This window comes from Pantoea sp. OXWO6B1 (assembly GCF_001641135.1).
In the GTDB taxonomy this organism is placed as follows: Bacteria; Pseudomonadota; Gammaproteobacteria; order Enterobacterales; family Enterobacteriaceae; genus Pantoea; species Pantoea allii.
On sequence record NZ_LWLR01000001.1, the window covers coordinates 2,157,231 to 2,175,918 of the forward strand.

General features: G+C 53.3%; 14 protein-coding genes. 7 read left to right on the plus strand and 7 right to left on the minus strand.

Annotated features, from left to right (window positions below):
- Positions 1-62: 62 nt before the first annotated feature.
- Positions 63-1,268, minus strand: coding sequence for a nicotinate phosphoribosyltransferase (pncB, locus tag A6A26_RS12255; protein ID WP_063881145.1), 1,206 nt, complete (start codon positions 1,266-1,268; stop codon positions 63-65).
- 290 nt (positions 1,269-1,558) lie between these two features.
- On the opposite strand from pncB, the gene pepN reads away from it, so the two are divergent.
- Positions 1,559-4,174 (plus strand): aminopeptidase N, encoded by a 2,616-nt coding sequence (gene pepN / locus A6A26_RS12260; protein ID WP_063878963.1) that lies wholly within the window; start codon positions 1,559-1,561, stop codon positions 4,172-4,174.
- A 33-nt stretch (positions 4,175-4,207) separates the two neighbouring features.
- Here the strand turns inward: pepN and ssuB are convergent, their stop codons facing one another.
- The 5 genes from ssuB to ssuE are packed head-to-tail and all read right to left on the minus strand — an operon-like array spanning position 4,208 to position 8,469.
- A complete protein-coding gene (ssuB, locus tag A6A26_RS12265; protein ID WP_063878964.1) occupies positions 4,208-4,996 on the minus strand; it encodes an aliphatic sulfonates ABC transporter ATP-binding protein in 789 nt (262 codons plus the stop codon).
- Positions 4,993-5,784: an aliphatic sulfonate ABC transporter permease SsuC gene (gene ssuC / locus A6A26_RS12270; protein ID WP_063878965.1), complete on the minus strand. Its 792-nt coding sequence runs from the start codon at positions 5,782-5,784 to the stop codon at positions 4,993-4,995. Before ssuC ends, ssuB begins: the two co-directional genes overlap by 4 nt.
- Before the next feature lie 10 nt (positions 5,785-5,794).
- Entirely contained in the window at positions 5,795-6,943 is a 1,149-nt protein-coding gene (ssuD, locus tag A6A26_RS12275) for an FMNH2-dependent alkanesulfonate monooxygenase (RefSeq protein ID WP_063878966.1), read from the minus strand.
- A 10-nt stretch (positions 6,944-6,953) separates the two neighbouring features.
- Positions 6,954-7,907, minus strand: coding sequence for a sulfonate ABC transporter substrate-binding protein (locus tag A6A26_RS12280; RefSeq protein WP_063878967.1), 954 nt, complete (start codon positions 7,905-7,907; stop codon positions 6,954-6,956).
- 10 nt (positions 7,908-7,917) lie between these two features.
- Entirely contained in the window at positions 7,918-8,469 is a 552-nt protein-coding gene (ssuE, locus tag A6A26_RS12285) for an NADPH-dependent FMN reductase (RefSeq protein ID WP_063878968.1), read from the minus strand.
- Between the two features lie 754 nt (positions 8,470-9,223).
- Between ssuE and A6A26_RS12290 the strand changes: the two genes are divergently transcribed.
- The 4 genes from A6A26_RS12290 to A6A26_RS12305 all read left to right on the plus strand — a co-directional run bounded on the left by A6A26_RS12290 (position 9,224) and on the right by A6A26_RS12305 (position 13,419).
- Positions 9,224-10,204, plus strand: a complete 981-nt coding sequence (locus A6A26_RS12290; protein WP_063881146.1) for a glycosyltransferase — start codon at positions 9,224-9,226, stop codon at positions 10,202-10,204.
- Between the two features lie 83 nt (positions 10,205-10,287).
- Complete coding sequence (locus A6A26_RS12295) at positions 10,288-11,589, plus strand: flippase (protein WP_063878969.1); 1,302 nt, start codon at positions 10,288-10,290, stop codon at positions 11,587-11,589.
- Between the two features lie 134 nt (positions 11,590-11,723).
- On the plus strand, positions 11,724-12,734 hold the full coding sequence (gene pyrD / locus A6A26_RS12300; protein WP_063878970.1) for a quinone-dependent dihydroorotate dehydrogenase: 1,011 nt from the start codon (positions 11,724-11,726) through the stop codon (positions 12,732-12,734).
- A gap of 142 nt (positions 12,735-12,876) precedes the next feature.
- The gene (locus A6A26_RS12305) at positions 12,877-13,419 is read left to right on the plus strand and encodes a cell division protein ZapC (RefSeq protein ID WP_063878971.1); all 543 of its coding nucleotides are present in this window, start codon (positions 12,877-12,879) and stop codon (positions 13,417-13,419) included.
- Between the two features lies 1 nt (position 13,420).
- Here A6A26_RS12305 and A6A26_RS12310 read toward each other — a convergent pair whose 3' ends face one another.
- Positions 13,421-14,530, minus strand: coding sequence for a YcbX family protein (locus A6A26_RS12310; RefSeq protein ID WP_063878972.1), 1,110 nt, complete (start codon positions 14,528-14,530; stop codon positions 13,421-13,423).
- Between the two features lie 109 nt (positions 14,531-14,639).
- Here A6A26_RS12310 and rlmKL point away from each other — a divergent pair, with 109 nt between their 5' ends.
- Together rlmKL and A6A26_RS12320 are read left to right on the plus strand one after the other, a co-directional pair.
- Positions 14,640-16,754: a bifunctional 23S rRNA (guanine(2069)-N(7))-methyltransferase RlmK/23S rRNA (guanine(2445)-N(2))-methyltransferase RlmL gene (gene rlmKL / locus A6A26_RS12315; protein ID WP_063878973.1), complete on the plus strand. Its 2,115-nt coding sequence runs from the start codon at positions 14,640-14,642 to the stop codon at positions 16,752-16,754.
- A 5-nt stretch (positions 16,755-16,759) separates the two neighbouring features.
- Positions 16,760-18,679, plus strand: a complete 1,920-nt coding sequence (locus tag A6A26_RS12320) for an ABC transporter ATP-binding protein (protein WP_063878974.1) — start codon at positions 16,760-16,762, stop codon at positions 18,677-18,679.
- Positions 18,680-18,688 lie beyond the last annotated feature (9 nt).

Below are 18,688 nucleotides of genomic sequence, written 5' to 3' on the forward strand. Positions count from 1 at the left end.
AGGGGAATATCAGATTTAATGCCAGGAAGGCGGGGCGCGTTAACGCCCCGATAACAAAGAGGCTAGCTGGCTTTTTTAACCAGCGGCAGGTCAAAGGCTTTTCGCAGGGCTTTAACGAACGCTTTGTCCTGACAGATCGTTTTACCTGGACTGTCAGAGAGCTTAGCGACCGGCTTGCCATTACATTGCACCAGCTTGATCACGATATTGAGTGGCGTAACACCGGGAATGTCGCAGGTCAGGCGCGTGCCGATGCCGAATACAACGTTGGTACGCTGGCCAAAATGACGATAGAGCGCCAGCGATTTCTCCAGGTTGAGATTATCCGAAAACACGAGCGTTTTCGTGAGCGGATCGATCCCCAACTGCTGATAGTGCGCCAGGGCTTTTTCGCCCCACTCAACCGGGTCACCTGAGTCGTGGCGCAGTCCCTGATAACGCCGGGCGAAGACCGGACCGAAATCGCGCAGGAAGGCATCCATGGCAATACAGTCGGTCAAAGCAATGCCCAGCTTGTCATCATATTCATCCAGCCAGGCCTGTAAGGCCGCGCGCTGGCTGTTCGCCAGCACCGGGCTGATTTGCTGAAAAGCCTGAAACCACTCGTGAGCCTGAGTACCTACTGGCGTAAGTTCAAGGCGGCGTGCCAGATCATAGTTACTGGTGCCCATCAGCCACGGAAAATCCTGTTTCAGGGTGCTGACAATCGATTCCTGAACGTCCTGTGAATAACGGCGTCGGGTGCCAAAATCCATCAATCGGAAACGGGACATATCGGTGTCGGCCACCTGGGTTTGAAACCTGTCCAGTTTCTGATGCAGAAATTCCACGGCCTGCTGGCTGCTGATGGCGGGTGTGCGGTGACGGTGAACCACTTCGCTGATCAGCGCCAGCAGTGGGACTTCCCACAGGATGACTTCCCGCCAGGGGCCCTGGATGCGGATAGCCAGCTTGCCATGGTGATTATGGACTTCGACCTGTTGTGGGTCGTAGCGAAAGTTTCGCAGCCAGCTAAGGTAGTCATCAGCAAAAAAGGGCAGGTCAGATAACCAGGCATATTCAGCCTCGGTGAGTGCCAGCGCCTGCATGGCATCTATTGCCGCACGGATCTCGTCAGCATAAAAACCCAGCAGCTCGTCGCTACGGCAGCGGAACTCCGCGGCCACCGTGACATCATGGTAACGGTGGAATACGGCTTGCTGCATATGAAGCTTATAAGCATCCGTATCCAGCAGCGAAGTCAGTATCGGGGAAGCATGTCCTGTCATGGCGCGTTTCAGCATCCTGTTCGGTGGCGCAGAGCCCTGTGTGTTTAACGTCGTAAAAGACGCAAAAGTATAAATCACTAACAGAGAGCGATCACAGCATATTTGAGGATAGCGAGTCGAGGACGAAATGTGTCATTGTTAACAAATTGTAGCCATTTTATCTGATACATGCATTGTGCATGCTAAGCTCGGCGCATCATGCTTAGACGTTTGACGAGTAATGCTTATACTTTTACTTTAGCGACGAATGCGTAGACTTTGACGAATAACTACTACATGCGAGACGGAATATGACGCAGCAGCCACAAATAAAATATCGACACGATTATCGTGCGCCGGACTACACCATCACCGATATCGATTTAACCTTTGAACTGGATGAAACGACGACGCGGGTGACGGCGGTGAGTCAGGTTAAACGTCAGGGAGACCACCAGGCTGAACTGCGTCTGGACGGCGAAGATCTGACGCTGGTGTCGCTGGAAGTCAATGGTCAGGCCTGGACAGCCTGGCATGAAGACGCGGGTTCGCTGGTATTAAGTCAGTTACCGGACAGCTTCACGCTTAAAATCGTCAATGATATCCATCCTGACCGTAACAGCGCCCTTGAAGGGCTCTACAAATCCGGTGAAGCGCTCTGCACACAATGTGAAGCCGAAGGTTTCCGCCATATCACCTGGTATCTGGATCGCCCCGACGTGCTGGCGCGCTTTACCACCACCATTATTGCTGACGGCAGCCGTTATCCCTACCTGCTGTCAAACGGCAACCGCATTGACAGCGGTAAAGATGACCAGGGCCGTAACTGGGTAAAGTGGCAGGATCCTTTCCCTAAACCTTGCTATCTGTTTGCACTGGTGGCAGGTGACTTTGATGTGCTGCGTGACAGCTTTACCACGCGTTCTGGTCGCAATGTTGCGCTGGAGATCTTTGTCGATCGCGGCAATCTGGATCGTGCCGACTGGGCGATGACCTCCCTGAAGAACAGCATGAAGTGGGATGAGGAGCGCTTTGGCCTGGAGTATGACCTCGACATCTTTATGATTGTTGCCGTGGACTTCTTCAATATGGGCGCGATGGAGAATAAAGGCCTGAACGTTTTCAACTCCAAATACGTGCTGGCAAAAGCTGAAACCGCCACCGATAAAGATTATCTGGGGATTGAAGCGGTCATTGGTCATGAGTATTTCCATAACTGGACCGGCAACCGCGTAACCTGTCGCGACTGGTTCCAACTGAGCCTGAAAGAGGGCCTGACCGTCTTTCGCGATCAGGAGTTCAGCTCCGACCTCGGATCGCGTGCGGTTAACCGCATAGATAACGTGCGCATCATGCGCGGCGCGCAGTTTGCCGAGGACGCCAGCCCAATGGCGCATCCGATCCGCCCGGATCAGGTGATCGAAATGAACAATTTCTACACCTTAACGGTGTATGAAAAAGGCTCTGAAGTGATCCGCATGCTGCACACCTTGCTGGGTGAAGAGAATTTCCAGAAAGGGATGCAGCTGTATTTCGAACGCCACGACGGCAGCGCAGCCACCTGCGATGATTTTGTTCAGGCTATGGAAGACGCTTCTAATATCGATCTCTCTCAGTTCCGTCGCTGGTACAGTCAGTCGGGCACGCCAACGCTGTCGGTGCGCGATGACTACAACCCGGAACTGGAACAGTACACGCTTCATGTTACCCAGCACACGCCGCCGACGGCCGAGCAGAAAGAGAAGTTGCCACTGCATATCCCGCTGGATATCGAACTCTATGACGGGCAGGGTAAGGTGATTCCGCTTCAGCGTGACGGCCATCCGGTGCATAACGTGTTGAACGTAACGGAAGAGTTCCAGACCTTTGTTTTCGATAATGTCTATTTCCAGCCAGTGCCGTCACTGCTGCGTGAGTTTTCCGCGCCGGTGAAGCTCGATTATAAGTGGAGCGATGCGCAGCTGACTTTCCTGATGCGCCATGCACGCAACGACTTTTCACGCTGGGATGCCGCACAAAGCCTGTTAGCCACTTACCTGCGCCTCAACGTGGCGCGTCATCAGCAAGGCCAGCATCTGTCATTGCCACTGCATGTCGCAGACGCCTTCCGCACGGTGTTGCTGGATGCCGACAGCGATCCGGCGCTCACCGCCCTGATTTTATCGCTGCCAAGTGAAAACGAAATCGCCGAGCTGTTTGAAATTATCGATCCGCAGGCCATTGCGCTGGTGCGTGAGGCGCTGGTGCGTACGCTGGCCCGTGAGCTGGCCGATGAGTTCTTTGCCGTTTACCATGCGAATCAGCAGGCCGAATACCATGTAGATCATGCAGACATTGGTAAACGTTCGCTGAAGAATATCTGTCTTTACTATCTGGCCTTCGGGGACATGGACCTGGCGAATAAACTGGTGCAGGCGCAATACCAGCATGCCAATAACATGACGGACTCCCTGGCCGCACTCACCGCTGCGGTGGCGGCACAGTTACCGTGCCGTGATGCGTTGTTAGCGGACTATGATGAGCGCTGGCACAAGGATGGCCTGGTGATGGACAAATGGTTTGTCTTGCAGGCTACCAGCCCGGCGCAAAATGCGTTACTCAACGTGCGTCGTTTACTGTCGCACCGTTCCTTCAGTATGGGTAACCCCAACCGTATTCGCTCGTTGATTGGTGCGTTTGCTTCAGGTAATCCCTCGGCGTTCCATGCCGAAGATGGCAGTGGTTATCGCTTCCTGGTGGAGATGTTGACGGATCTTAATACCCGCAATCCGCAGGTGGCCTCGCGTATGATTGAGCCATTGATTCGTCTGAAACGTTATGACGCTAACCGCCAGGCGCTGATGCGTCAGGCGCTGGAGCAGTTGCAAGGTCTGGATAAACTGTCTGGCGATCTGTACGAGAAAATTACCAAGGCACTGAACGCCTGATAAAAAACGGCGGGTTAACAGCCCGCCGTTTGATTAACGCTGTTGCGCATAGCGTGGCGGTTTGTCTGTTGCGCCGCGACGCATAACCCGATCCAGCACTTCCGCTTCCAGCTCTGCCAGACGCGCTGAACCCCGTCGTCGGGGGCGGGGCAGATCGACCAGCAAATCCAGTCCTATCTGACCTTCCTCTATCAGTAACACCCGATCAGCCATCGCGACCGCTTCACTGACATCATGGGTAACCAACAGAACCGTAAAGTGGTACTGCTGCCAGAGCGATTCGATCAGCTCCTGCATCTCGATTCGCGTTAAGGCATCCAGCGCCCCCAGCGGCTCATCCAGTAGCAGCAGGCCGGGACGGTGAATCAGCGCCCGAGCCAGCGCCACACGCTGTTTCTGACCACCGGAGAGCGCGGCAGGCCACTCGTGTGCTCTGTCAGCCAGTCCGACTGCCTCCAGCGCGTCACGTGCGGCCTCACGCCATGCGTTGCCACGCAGACCCAGCGAGACATTATCAATGACTTTTTTCCACGGCAGCAGTCGGGCATCCTGAAACATCAACCGGGTTTCGTCGCGCGCAGTCTGCAGTGGCGCATTACCTGCCAGCAGTTGGCCCTGGGTGCTGTTTTCCAGCCCGGCCAACAGGCGCAGCAGGGTGCTTTTACCACAGCCGCTGCGGCCCACCACGGCAACAAACTGGCCGGAAGGAATATGCAGGTCGATGTGATTCAGAATGGTGCGCTCGCCGTACTTTTTACTGACGCCCTTTACACCGACGGGCGTACCCGCGTTGAGACGCGCCGGGATAGCGGAGTTAATCATGCGGTTTGCTCCTTACGTTGATAAGCCGGATGCCAGCGTAACCAGACACGCTCCAGCAGTAATGCGCTGACATCAGCCAGTTTTCCCAGCAGGGCATAAAGAATGATGGCAACCATCACCACATCCGTTTGCAGAAATTCACGGGCGTTCATTGCCAGATAGCCAATACCGGCGTTAGCCGAAATCGTCTCGGCCACAATCAGCGTTAGCCACATTAATCCCAGTCCAAAGCGCACGCCTACCATAATGCTCGGTAACGCGCCGGGTAAGATCACCTGAACAAACAGGCTCCAGCCGGATAAACCGTAGCTGCGCGCCATTTCAACCAGGCCTGGGTCCACGTTGCGAATACCGTGGTAGGTATTCAGGTAAATAGGGAACAGCGTGCCCAGCGCCACCAGAAAAATTTTGGCGGATTCATCGATGCCAAACCACAAGATAACCAGTGGGATTAGCGCCAGATGGGGCACGTTGCGTAACATTTGTAGTGAGGTATCCAGCAGGCGCTCACCCAGCCGCGAGGTGCCGGTGATCAATCCCAGCAGCAGACCGAGGGAACCGCCAATGCTGAAGCCTAGCAATGCCCGCCAACTGCTGATGGCGAGATGCTGCCAGAGCTCGCCACTGGCGGCCAACTGCCAGAAGGTGGTCACAATCTTTTCCGGTGCTGGCAGAATACGCGTAGACAGCCAGCCGGTCTGTGATGCAATTTGCCAGACCACCACCAGTAACACCGGCAGCAGCCAGGGCACCAGCGCCGCTGAGAATGATTTACGTAGTCTGGTCATCGTTATCTCCTCAGGCCCGGGCGGCTTTTTTCTCAGGCGTAAAATCATTCGCAACGGCTTCACCGTGGGCCTGAATCACCCGCGGTTGCGGGACCTGAGGAATATTCAGATCCAGATGAGGAAACAGCAGCTCACCGACGCGATAAGCTTCCTCCAGATGCGGATATCCCGACAGGATAAAGGTTTCAATGCCCAGGGCTTCATACTCTTTCATCCGTGCCGCCACGGTAGGCGCATCGCCAACGAGCGCCGTGCCTGCGCCACTGCGCACCAGCCCGACGCCGGCCCAGAGGTTAGGGCTGATCTCCAGCTTATCGCGGCGTCCGCCGTGCAGAGCAGCCATGCGCTGTTGACCCACCGAGTCGGTGCGTTGGAAGGCGCTTTGTGCTTTGGCGATGGTGGCATCATCCACGTTGGCGATCAGCTTGTCGGCTGCCTGCCAGGCTTCCTCATTGGTTTCACGCACGATCACGTGAAGGCGAATACCAAACCGAACCTGCCGACCCTGTGCTGCGGCTTTCGTCCGCACTTGCTCAATTTTCTCTTTAACCAGGGCAGGTGGTTCACCCCAGGTGAGATAAACATCAACCTGTTCGGCGGCAAGATCCTGAGCGGGCTCTGAAGAACCCCCGAACCACAGCGGCGGACGAGGCTGCTGTACCGGCTTAAACATCAGACGAGCGCCTCGCACATGAACGTGCTTGCCTTCGTAATCCACCGTTTCGCCTTCCAGCACGCGCCGCCAGACGCGGGTAAACTCGGCCGATTCTGCATAGCGCTCGCGGTGATCGAGAAATACGCCATCACCAGCCAGCTCCTCGGGATCGCCCCCGGTCACCAGGTTGAACAGCGCACGTCCGTTGGAAAGGCGATCGAGCGTTGCGGCCTGACGCGCAGCCTGGGTGGGCGAAATGACACCGGGACGCAGGGCCACCAGAAAACGCAGACGCTGAGTCACAGGGATTAACGATGCCGCCACCAGCCAGGCATCTTCACAGGAGCGTCCCGTCGGGATCAGAACGCCACCAAAGCCCAGCCGGTCGGCAGCCTGTGCCACCTGTTGTAAATAAGCATGGTCAACCGGGCGAGCGCCTTCAGCTGTGCCAAGGTAATGTCCGTCACCATGGGTTGGCAGGAACCAAAATACGGAAACACTCATTTTTCTCTCCTTATTGCGTCACGGCATGGGGATGCCAGATGCGCTCGGCAATCGATACTTTCACGGGAATCAGATGATTGGCATAAAACAGATCGGCGGTTTTCTGCTGCAAAGCGACCGTTTGCGCACTCACCGGGCTGACCGGGCTGGGCGGGCGATGGTCCAGGTTGCTGGCAATGACCGCCTCAGGCAGACCGATCGATGTAGAAAGCAGATGAATACTCTGATCGCGTTCGCTACGCGTCAGCGCTTCTGCGTCACTGAAGGCTTTTAACGTCGCTAAGACGAAGTCATTGTGGTCCTGTGCAAAACTGCGTGTCGCAAGGTAGAACGGCCCGGTTTGATTCAGCGTGGTGCCGTCTTTCAATACGCGGACATTACCCTGCAGCAGGACGGCGGAATAATAGGGGTCCCATATCGCCCAGGCGTCAACGTTACCCTGCTGGAAGGCTGCTCGGGCATCAGCAGGCGTCAGATAAACCGGCTGAATATCCTTGAAACTCAGACCCGCTTCTTCCAGCGCGCGCAATAGCAAGTTATGGGAACTGGAGCCTTTCTGAAAGGCCACCTTTTTGCCTTTCAAATCGGCAACGGATTTTAACGGGCTGTTTTGGCTGACCAGAATAACCTCAGCTTTGGGCTTCGGCGGTTCGGAGCCGATATACAGTAAGTCTGCTCCTGCGGCCTGTGCGAAGATCGGCGGGATATCGCCGGTACTGCCAATATCGATGCTGTCCACGTTCAGCGCTTCCAGCATTTGCGGTCCGGCCGGAAATTCAATCCACTGAATTGTCGTGTGGGGGAAACGCGTCTCCAGCAGGCGATGTTCTTTTGCCAGCACCATACTGACCGACCCCTTTTGATAGCCGATGCGAACCTGAGCGGGCGGCGCTTCTGCGGCGTCAACCTGTGCCCCTGCTACAAACATCCCTGCCATTAACCACGCGCTGACTATTCGTTTCATCTCTGTATCCTTACACGGCCAGGGCAACGGGCTGATGACGTCGTGACAACGCCAGCCAGAACGATTGCACCGCTTCGTCCAGACGGCTTGCCAGCACCGGGTCCAGTTCTGGCTGGCGGTCGTAATGTTTGATTTGATTATCTTCGGCGTAAACCCCGTGAAGCACTTCTTCAGCTTTAAGGGCATTTAAAACTGGCTTAAGCGCGTAATCCAGGGCCAGCATATGACCGGCGCTTCCACCACTGGCCAACGGGAGCACCACTTTATGAGCCAGCGCGCGTTCAGGTAACAGGTCGAGAACGGTTTTTAGCGCCCCCGAAAAAGAGGCTTTATAGACAGGCGTGGCAATGACCAGGCCATCAGCCTGAGCCAGATCTTCGCTCAGGGCTAAAAGCGCCGGGGAGTCAAAGCGTGCATTGATCAGATCGTCAGGTTGAAAGTTATGGATGTTCCACGGAATGACCTCAACGCCGGATGCTTCCAGTTTGCGCTGGCATAGCGCTAACAACGACGTGGACCGTGAAGGAAACCGCGGACTACCTGCCAGGGTAAGCACTCTCATTTACGACTCCTTATAACTGAAAGTTATTGATTATCTTTTGTTGAGAACTGAGGCTTTCATCCTGGCAGAGGCAACGGCAGGGCTTAAATGATTTTTCTGACAATCTAAAGGTAAAAATTGCAAAAGGATTTCAGATAAAAACGTCAGGACTGAGAGATAAAACCGATACGACAAATCTTAAAAAAAGCAGGGAAGGTGCATTGATACATTAATCCGGGTGAATAAACGCCATGAAACCCCCGGAATCCGTACATTTGGTTACTTGAATATCAAAATAATGAAACAAAGGAATGAAACGAAAAACGGTGTTGTTGTTTTTTACGCGATACAAAAAAAGAAAGGGTAAAAAATGTCGATGATTCAACGTGATTTCGTTTGGTTCCCGGCGAAGTATTAGGATTAGTTGCATGGAAGGGATGGGGATTACGGGCATTTTACATGAATTTTTTAACGGTAATTCATGTTTGGTTACAGATAGCGCAGCCAAAACGTCCTGATGAGATAATGATTTCTAAATGATTTCTAAACAGGGGCGTGATTATCTGTCAGTTATTCTTTAGAACCGCTAACGATGTTTTTTTTGATCGCCTTTTCCTGCCGACATTGAGACAGGCATTTTATTGATTCAGGCAGTAAAATGTCTCTGCTCAATGTAAGCGCCTGTTATTTTAAAAATTACTATTCGCCCTTGGTCAGTGCCTGTCTCAGGCTGGTGGATTTTATTTGTCATTTTCTAACAGCAGAGAAATCTCGTATGTCTGACATCCTGTTATCGGTCATTATTCCCACTTACAATGTTGAAAAATATATTGTCGAATGCGTTGATTCATTATTACGGCAAATTAGCGCGCCAAACGAAATTATCATTGTTAACGACAGCTCTACCGATGGAACGGTAGCCTTAGTTGAACAGCACTATGGTCATCTTCCGCAGGTGAAAATGATCACAATAGCCAACGGCGGTGCAGGCAATGCGCGCGATAAAGGCGTAGAAGTGGCGCAAGGGCAGTTCGTTTTCTTTTGCGATCCTGATGATGTGGTGGCGGACGGATTAGTGAGTGAGCTTACTCAGGTCGTCGAAAATTATCCGGATACCGATTTATTTTGTTTTAATTCCAGCGCGTACCGGGAAGATAAACCGCACATCACCTGGCCTAAAGTCAGGCACAGCCTGTCTGGCATTCAGCGGCCACAGGATGTGCTGTTAGCATTGCTTCATAACGGCTCCTATACCTCTGCAGCCTGGAATTACGTGCTGAGAAAAACCGTTATCCAGCAGCATCATTTGCGCTTTGTCGATCGCGTGCATGAAGATCATAATTTTACCTTATCGGTATTTATGAAATGCAAACAGGCATGGGTGACCCAGCAGACGTATTACAAACAGCGCATTCGTAGTGGGTCGCTGACCAACAGCAGTAAAAGTCCTACCTTTTTCTTTCAGCGCTACAATGCTTTTATTGCCACTTTCAACACCTTGTGCAGTTCACGGGCAGAAAGTGAATTAAAGAAGGCGCTGGAAAAAGCCTACCTTATTCACTCTTTTCGTTTAATGATCTATCTGTCGCTCTACAACCAAACGCCGGTACCGGAATATGTGCTGAATGCGATTCGTTATCTGGGCCGCCGAATTAAAGCCAGCAGCCTTAAAGAATGGCTGCTGTTAAACAGTCCGGAAACCTTCATTTTATTGCAAAGCCATAAAGTGAAAAAAGAACTCAAACGCGTTCCGTAATTCCTAAAAGTGGACCCTGATGTTGTTTGCACCTGAACGAAATGAGAAGGTGAGACATGCAATGTGTATAAGGTTGTTGTGACATGGCAAAAGTGCTCGACAAAAGTTTAGTAGTCAATATCTTATCTTTACTGGCCTACCGGGGAGCCTCCTTCCTGTTTCCGTTGGCGACCTTACCCTATCTGGCGCGTGTGCTTGGGGTGGATCATATGGGGATTCTGGCGCTGGCGATTGCCTGCGTCCTTTACTGCAGTACCATCTCTGACTGGGGATTCAATGTTTTTACCACCAAGGACATTGCCCATCACCGGGACGATAAAACGCGTGTCACCCAGCTTTTCTGGTCGACCTTCAACGCCAAACTGATGCTGCTGCTGGTGACCAGCGGCACGTTACTCACGGCGACCTGGTTTAATCCGTCCTGGCATTCTCTGTTCTTCATTATCCTGGCTAACTGCACCACCTTAATCGGCTCTCTGTTTTCATTCGGCTGGTTAATGCAGGGGTTCGAAAAGCTGGGCAAAACGGCTGTCATCGCGACCTTTGGTAACTTTTGCGCCATTCCTCTGACGTTTTTACTGGTGAAAACGCCAGAGGATACCTGGCTGGCTGCCCTGATACCGGGCGCGGTGTCGATTATCAACGCCATCATCACGCTGAAATTTGTGCTGGAAATGAAGGTGATTGGCGCGTATCGCTTTGAGCCACGCGAAATCAAACAGCGCATCACCGACAGTGCCGATGTGTTTATTGCTATCGCGGGCGCCAATCTGTTTAACAGTGTTAACGTCGTGATTCTGGCTTCTTTTACCTCCCATTACATGGTGGGGATCTACAACGGTGCGGATCGGTTACGCAAGGCCGCGAACTCGGTGCCAGAGCAGATTGGTAGTGCGTTTTTCCCCCGCGTCAGTCACCTGTTTGGCCGCGACAAAGCGGCGGCGGTCGCAGCAACACGGAAAAGCCTGATGCTGTCGTTTGCGCTGAGCCTGGCTATCGTGATCTTTACCTGGCTGTTTGCCGATCAGGTTGTCGCGTTGCTGTTAGGTAAAGACTTCCTGCCCTCAGCCGATGTGCTGCGCGTCTTTGTACTTTGCTTCCTGTTTGGCAATATCGCGTATCCGGCGGGCCTGCAGATTTTGATCCCCCATGGGCTGGCACGGCAACGCATGATGGTGATGATGGTCGCGGGCGTGATTAACGTCCCGGTTTGCTGCCTGCTGGCGTGGAAATTTGGTGCCGTCGGCGCGGCCTGGTCGATGGTGCTGGCCGAAGTATTGGTCTGCATCGGCATTTTCGGCATCATGGTGCGGCACAAAATCTGGCGTGACTATGCGTTCCCCGACAGGTTGAATTCACGTACAGCAAACGATTCCGTTGTGTAAGATCAAAACTGCTTTAAACAGTCCCCTGGCTTAACGCCCCGCGATTTACTTTTGCGCCAGAGCACCTTACCATTCTGGCGCACAATTTCCTGTGCACTGATTTTCACCATCGCTTCCGTCTTCCAGGAGAGTGCATGTTTTACTCAATTGTCCGACCGGCATTGTTCAGGCTCGATCCTGAACGTGCGCACCATCTCACCTTTCAGCAACTGCGCTTTATGAGCGGTACACCGCTGGAAATGTTCATTCGCCAGAATTTACCCTCGCGTCCGGTTAGCTGTATGGGGCTGACGTTCGACAATGCCCTTGGCCTTGCTGCGGGCCTGGATAAGAATGCCGAGTGTATCGATGCATTTGGTGCCATGGGATTCGGCTTTGTTGAAGTGGGAACGGTTACGCCACGCGCTCAGGCGGGCAACGACAAGCCGCGCATGTTTCGCTTAGTCGAAGCAGAAGGGATTATTAACCGCATGGGGTTCAATAACCTCGGTGTCGATAATCTGGTGGAAAACGTAAAAAAATCCCGTTTTAAAGGTGTACTGGGGATCAATATTGGCAAAAATAAAGATACGCCGGTAGAGCAGGGCAAAGATGATTACCTGATCTGCATGGAGAAGGTGTATGCCCATGCGGGTTATATCGCTATCAATATTTCGTCTCCTAATACGCCAGGTTTACGCTCGCTGCAATATGGTGAGGCACTGGACGATCTGCTCTTTTCCATTAAAGCGAAACAAAAAGAGCTGGAAAAACGGCATCTCAAATATGTGCCGGTGGCGGTAAAGATCGCGCCGGATCTTTCTGAGGAAGAATTGATCCAGGTGGCTGACAGTTTAATACGGCACCAGATTGATGGCGTTATTGCGACAAATACCACGCTCGATCGGTCGCTGGTAAATGGTCTGAAATATGGCGAAGAAATCGGTGGCTTAAGTGGTCGTCCGGTACAGTCTCGCAGCACCGCCGTCATTCAGCGGCTGTCACAAGAATTACAGGGACGATTGCCAATTATTGGCGTGGGCGGCATTGATTCGCTTACCGCGGCGCGTGAAAAAATAGCGGCAGGCGCCACGCTGGTTCAAATTTATTCTGGTTTTATTTATAAAGGGCCGGGCTTAATTAAAGATATCGTGAGCCATATCTAAGACATTCGTCATAATAATGCGCTGGGGGGTTTATTTATCCCTCCGGCTCGTTTATATTTTGTCCTGTTGCACGATTTTTCAGCATTCATTTTTATTTGATGGATTTTTTGCTTTTAGCGTAGCGGTAAATACAGGGCACATGATGAAAATTAAACCCGATGACAAATGGCGTTGGTATTACGACGCAGAGCACGACCGAATGATGCTCGATCTGGCTGACGGTATGCTTTTTCGTTCCCGCTATGCACGTAAAATGCTGACGCCGGATGCTTTCACCGAATCCGGATTTTGTGTTGATGATGCTGCACTCTATTTCACGTTTGAAGAGAAATGTCGTCAAAGCCCGCTCAACAGCGATCAACGCGCTGAACTGGTATTAAATGCGCTGGTTGCTGCGCGTTTTCTGAAACCCCTGATGCCAAAAAGCTGGCATTTCTCGGCGCACCGTCAGTCAATGCAGCCAGCTGTGGGCGAAATGGTCGAGGTCACGCTGGCTGAAAATGGCGAACAGGCGCGTCTGTTGGTGGTCGAAAATGGCGACAACGCCGCGCTCTGCTTGCTGGCACAGCCCGCACTGACGCTGGCGGGCAAGGGAATGGTTCTTGGCGATGCGATTAAAGTGATGAACGATCGGCTGCAACCCCACAAGCAGGAAAAAGCCACGCGCTATGCGCGCGCGGTGTAACTCATACCACGTCGATATCACCCGCCGGAATACAGCTGCAACTCAATATAGTGCCATCATCACGGATGGCGCTCTGCTTTAAGGCTTTTACCTTTCCCGCAACCAGCGTTATTTTACAACTGCCGCACAGGCCAGCCCGACACGAATAAGGAATGCGGAAGCCCTGCGCTTCGAGCTGCTCAAGTAAAACCTGCTGATTGTCGCCGCTGAAGCGCTGGCCCTGCCAGGTGATCGTGACCTGCTGGGGCGCTTGCCGTTGCGGCTTAAGCGTTTCGACCACCTCTCCCGGTCCGTACGCGCGCGGCGGCTGGCGTTTGGTTATCCTGACCTCGTCTCCGGCACGAATAATACCGCTGTTGAGCGCAATCAGATTCAGGCCAAAATCAATGTCCCCACTGCCATCCTGCGCCGTTCGAAATCCCTGGAGCGTGGCCAAAGGTTGGCCATCCGGATGTTTCTGGCCGCTTTCAACGCCAACCGTGGTAAAAACACAGCGACTGCAAGGCTTAGGAACGGAGAAGTTTACCTGACCGATAGCTATTTCAGCCCAGTTGTCTTCATCCCAGGCGGGTGCACCACTCACCACCAGGTTTGGGCGAAACTGCTCGATCCGCACGCTGGCTGGACAACGCTGCTGTAAATCCTGCCACGACGCGTTGTTCACTAACAGGTAGGGATATCCATCGGCAAAACTCAGTGGCACCTCTGTAAAGCGCTTCACACGACGTGAGGGCTGCGGCCCGACCCAGCGCAACTGTACCGCGCGTGGAAAAAAACCACTCAGCCACTGGTTAATATTGTCTGGCGCGATGCGCGAGGTAAAGGTGTTGCCCCAGACCTCCGTCGGCTGCTCATCCTGGGTGAAGTCTACGAAACGGATAAGCGACTGGCTGCCGTCGGGGGCTTGTAAAAACAAGCCCTCTGGCGTAATGGCCGGCGTAAACTGCACCATCTCTGGGAACTGACGCGCAGTAATAAAGGTACCGTCAGGTTCGGTCACCATAAAGATACGGTCATAGGTTAACCCGCTGTTGGCAACCCAGGCATGTGATACCTGTAACCCGCGCATGGATTTGACAGGATGGATAAACAGGCGGGAAAGCGTAATCATGAAGGTCTCCAGGAGCAGGCGCGCAAGACAAAAGAAGCTAACTTTATGACATAGGTCTGCGATTCGCTATAATGCGCAACAATTTTCTCAAGAGTAAAAAAGTGACGATATGAATTCTCTGTTTGCCAGCACGGCGCGTGGGCTCGAAGAGCTGTTAAAAAATGAGCTGGACGCGCTGGGCGCGCAGGATTTGCAAGTGGTACAGGGAGGCGTTCACTTCAAAGCCGATGACCGCGTTATGTACCAAAGCCTGATGTGGAGTCGTCTGGCTTCGCGTATTTTGCTGCCCTTGTCTGAGGTTGGCGTTTACAGCGATCTCGATCTCTACCTTGGGGTGCAGGGCATCGACTGGCCAGCCATGTTCGGCAGCGATAAAACCTTTGTCGTGCATTTTAACGGCACCAACGATGAGATTCGCAACAGCCAGTTTGGCGCACTGCGCGTGAAAGATGCGATTGTCGACAGCTTTACCCGCCGTAATCTGGCACGCCCGGACGTCGATCGCGAACAAGCTGATATCCGCATCAACGTGTGGCTTGACGACGATCGCGCCAGCATCGCGTTGGACTTAAGCGGCAGTGCCTTACATCAGCGCGGTTATCGTCAGCAAACCGGACAGGCGCCGCTGAAAGAGAACCTGGCCGCAGCGATTGTGATGCGTTCAGGCTGGCAGCCCACCACGCCGCTTATTGATCCAATGTGTGGTTCCGGGACCTTGCTGATTGAGGCCGCGCTGATAGCCTGCGACCGCGCACCGGGTTTACTGCGTAATCAGTGGGGCTTCACCGCCTGGTCTGGTTTTAACGAAAGCCTGTGGCAAGAGGTTAAGAGCGACGCACAGGCGCGGGCGCGTGTCGGCACCGCAGCATGTCAGGCGCGTTTTTTTGGTTATGACAATAACGGCCGGGTGCTGGAGTGGGCAAAATCGAACGCGCGCCGCGCCGGTGTCTTTGAACACTTCACCTTTGCACAACAGGACCTGCTGAAGCTGCAGAATCCCGTTAATTCAGAAACGCTGGGCACGGTACTCAGTAACCCACCTTACGGTGAACGTCTGGAAAGCGAGCCTGCGCTTATTGCCCTGCACAGTCAGCTTGGTCGGTTGATGAAGCAGCATTTTGCTGGCTGGAATTTGTCGCTGTTTAGCGCGTCTCCCGAGCTGCTGAGTTGCCTGCAACTGCGTGCCGACCGTCAGTTCAAAGCCAAAAACGGCCCGCTGGACTGTGTACAGAAAAACTATCAGCTGTCGGCGAACAGCGCTGAGCGCGGTAATCAGATTGCTGAAGATTACGCGAACCGTCTGCGCAAAAACCTCAAGAAGCTGGATAAGTGGGCGCGCCAGGAAGGCATCGAGTGCTACCGCATTTATGACGCCGATCTGCCGGACTATAATGTGGCCGTGGATCGCTATGCGGACTGGGTGGTCGTGCAGGAATATGCACCACCCAAAACCATCGACGCGAACAAAGCCCGTCAGCGTTTGTTTGATGTGATTAGCGCTACGCTGAGCGTGCTTGAATTGCCATCAAACCGCTTAATTCTTAAGACCCGCGAACGTCAAAAGGGCAAAGCGCAGTATCAAAAGCTGAGCGAGAAGGGCGACTATTTTGAAGTGCAGGAGTTTAACGCCCGTTTCCTGGTGAACCTGACCGACTATCTGGATACCGGATTGTTCCTCGATCACCGCATTGCCCGCAAGATGCTGGGCCAGATGAGCCAGGGCAAAGATTTTCTGAATCTGTTTGCGTACACCGGTTCTGCCAGCGTACATGCGGGTCTGGGCGGCGCGCGCTCCACCACCACCGTGGATATGTCGCGCACCTATCTGGAATGGGCCGAGCGTAACCTGCGGCTCAACGGCCTGACCGGCCGTCAACATCGCCTGCTTCATGCCGACTGCCTGAGCTGGCTGAACGAGAGCGATGAGAATTTCGACCTGATCTTTATCGATCCGCCTACATTTTCCAACTCAAAACGTATGGAAGAGAGTTTCGATGTGCAGCGCGATCATATGATGCTGATGCGTAACCTGAAACGCCTGTTGCGTAAAGGCGGTACCATCATGTTCTCGAATAACAAACGTGGTTTCAAAATGGATCTGGATGGCCTTAAGGCATTGGGGCTCCAGGCTCAGGACATCACTCAGAAAACCCTGTCACAGGATTTTGCGCGTAACCGCCAAATTCATAACTGCTGGCTGATTACTCATGCTGGTAAGGAATAAGTTACATGTCATTAATTAGTATCCACGGCGCTTATCTGTCCTTTAGCGATGCGCCGCTGTTAGACAATACCGAACTGCACATCGAAGAAAATGAGCGCGTGTGCCTGGTGGGCCGTAACGGTGCCGGAAAATCCACATTGATGAAAATCATTAATGGCGAGCAGCCGCTGGATGACGGTCGCATTATTTATGAAACCGATCTGGTCGTGGCACGGCTTCAGCAGGACCCACCGCGTAATATCAGCGGTTCGGTGTATGATTTTGTGGCCGAAGGCGTAGAAGAGCAGGCGGAGCATCTTAAAGCCTACCATGCGATTTCGCATCAGGTGATGGACGATCCGAGTGATAAAAATCTCAACGAGATGGCGCGCCTGCAGGGGATTCTGGATCATCACAATTTGTGGCAGTTGGAAAGCCGTATCATGGACGTGCTGCAGCAGATTGGTCTGTCGCCGGACACCGAACTGTCCTCTTTATCCGGCGGCTGGTTGCGTAAAGCCGCGCTGGGGCGTGCGCTGGTCAGTAATCCCCGCGTGCTGATGCTGGATGAGCCAACTAACCACCTTGATATTGAAACGATCGACTGGCTGGAAACTTTCCTGAAAACCTTCAGCGGCAGCATCGTCTTTATCTCTCACGACCGATCTTTTATCCGCAATATGGCCACCCGTATTGTGGATCTGGACCGTGGCAAGCTGGTGTCATGGCCGGGTAATTACGACACCTATCTGGAAGGCAAAGAAGAAGCCTTGCGCGTTGAAGAGATGCAAAACGCCGAGTTTGACCGCAAGCTGGCGCAGGAAGAAGTGTGGATTCGTCAAGGCATCAAGGCGCGTCGTACGCGTAATGAAGGCCGCGTGCGGGCGTTAAAAGCGTTGCGCCGCGAGCGCTCAGAGCGCCGTGAGGTCATGGGCAAAGCTAATATGCAGGTCGGTGAAGCATCACGTTCCGGTAAAATTGTCTTTGAACTGGAAAATGTGGATTACGCCGTGGACGGCAAGCAGCTGGTAAAAGATTTCTCTGCCCAGGTGCAGCGCGGCGACAAGATTGCCCTGATTGGGCCGAACGGTTGTGGGAAAACCACCTTACTGCGTCTGATGCTGCAACAGCTGAAGGCCGATCACGGTCGTGTGCATTCGGGTACCAAGCTTGAGGTCGCCTATTTCGATCAGCACCGTGCCGAACTCGATCCCGATCGGACAGTGATGGACAACCTGGCGGAAGGCAAGCAAGAGGTGTTGGTCAATGGTAAACCACGCCACGTGCTGGGCTACCTGCAGGACTTCCTGTTCCATCCAAAACGCGCGATGACTCCCGTCAGGGCGCTGTCGGGTGGAGAACGTAACCGCCTGCTGCTGGCGCGTCTGTTCCTGCGCCCCAGTAACCTGATGATTCTTGATGAACCGACCAACGACCTTGATGTGGAAACGCTGGAACTGCTGGAAGAGCTCATCGATGGCTACCAGGGCACCGTGCTGCTGGTCAGCCACGATCGTCAGTTCGTTGACAACACCGTCACCGAGTGCTGGATCTTTGAAGGCAACGGTGAGATAGGGACCTTTGTCGGCGGCTACCACGATGCGCAGCAGCAGCGTGCGGTTTATAAACAGCAAAAGGGGCAGGGCGCAGTAAAAGGGGCAAATAGTGCCCTTAAGCCAGCCGATGCTAAAAATGACGCTGCCAAACGTAACGCGAACAAACTAAGCTATAACCTCACGCGTGAACTGGAACAGTTGCCACAAAAACTGGAACAGTTAGAGGCGCGTATTGGCGAGCTGCAGGCCAGGATGAGTCATCCGGATTTTTTCAGTCAGCCACACGATAAAACGCAGCCGGTGTTAGATGAACTGGCTGACGTTGAACAGCAGTTGGAAACCGCTTTTGCGCGTTGGGAAGAGCTGGAATCTATGAGAAACGGCGCATAGCTTAAGGGT

Bases quoted from the DNA above. Each gene is read 5' to 3' on its own strand.
- pncB (WP_063881145.1), bottom strand. From the start codon at position 1,268: ATGACAGGACATGCTTCCCCGATACTGACTTCGCTGCTGGATACGGAT.
- pepN (WP_063878963.1), top strand. From the start codon at position 1,559: ATGACGCAGCAGCCACAAATAAAATATCGACACGATTATCGTGCGCCG.
- ssuB (WP_063878964.1), bottom strand. From the start codon at position 4,996: ATGATTAACTCCGCTATCCCGGCGCGTCTCAACGCGGGTACGCCCGTC.
- ssuC (WP_063878965.1), bottom strand. From the start codon at position 5,784: ATGACCAGACTACGTAAATCATTCTCAGCGGCGCTGGTGCCCTGGCTG.
- ssuD (WP_063878966.1), bottom strand. From the start codon at position 6,943: ATGAGTGTTTCCGTATTTTGGTTCCTGCCAACCCATGGTGACGGACAT.
- A6A26_RS12280 (WP_063878967.1), bottom strand. From the start codon at position 7,907: ATGAAACGAATAGTCAGCGCGTGGTTAATGGCAGGGATGTTTGTAGCA.
- ssuE (WP_063878968.1), bottom strand. From the start codon at position 8,469: ATGAGAGTGCTTACCCTGGCAGGTAGTCCGCGGTTTCCTTCACGGTCC.
- A6A26_RS12290 (WP_063881146.1), top strand. From the start codon at position 9,224: ATGTCTGACATCCTGTTATCGGTCATTATTCCCACTTACAATGTTGAA.
- A6A26_RS12295 (WP_063878969.1), top strand. From the start codon at position 10,288: ATGGCAAAAGTGCTCGACAAAAGTTTAGTAGTCAATATCTTATCTTTA.
- pyrD (WP_063878970.1), top strand. From the start codon at position 11,724: ATGTTTTACTCAATTGTCCGACCGGCATTGTTCAGGCTCGATCCTGAA.
- A6A26_RS12305 (WP_063878971.1), top strand. From the start codon at position 12,877: ATGAAAATTAAACCCGATGACAAATGGCGTTGGTATTACGACGCAGAG.
- A6A26_RS12310 (WP_063878972.1), bottom strand. From the start codon at position 14,530: ATGATTACGCTTTCCCGCCTGTTTATCCATCCTGTCAAATCCATGCGC.
- rlmKL (WP_063878973.1), top strand. From the start codon at position 14,640: ATGAATTCTCTGTTTGCCAGCACGGCGCGTGGGCTCGAAGAGCTGTTA.
- A6A26_RS12320 (WP_063878974.1), top strand. From the start codon at position 16,760: ATGTCATTAATTAGTATCCACGGCGCTTATCTGTCCTTTAGCGATGCG.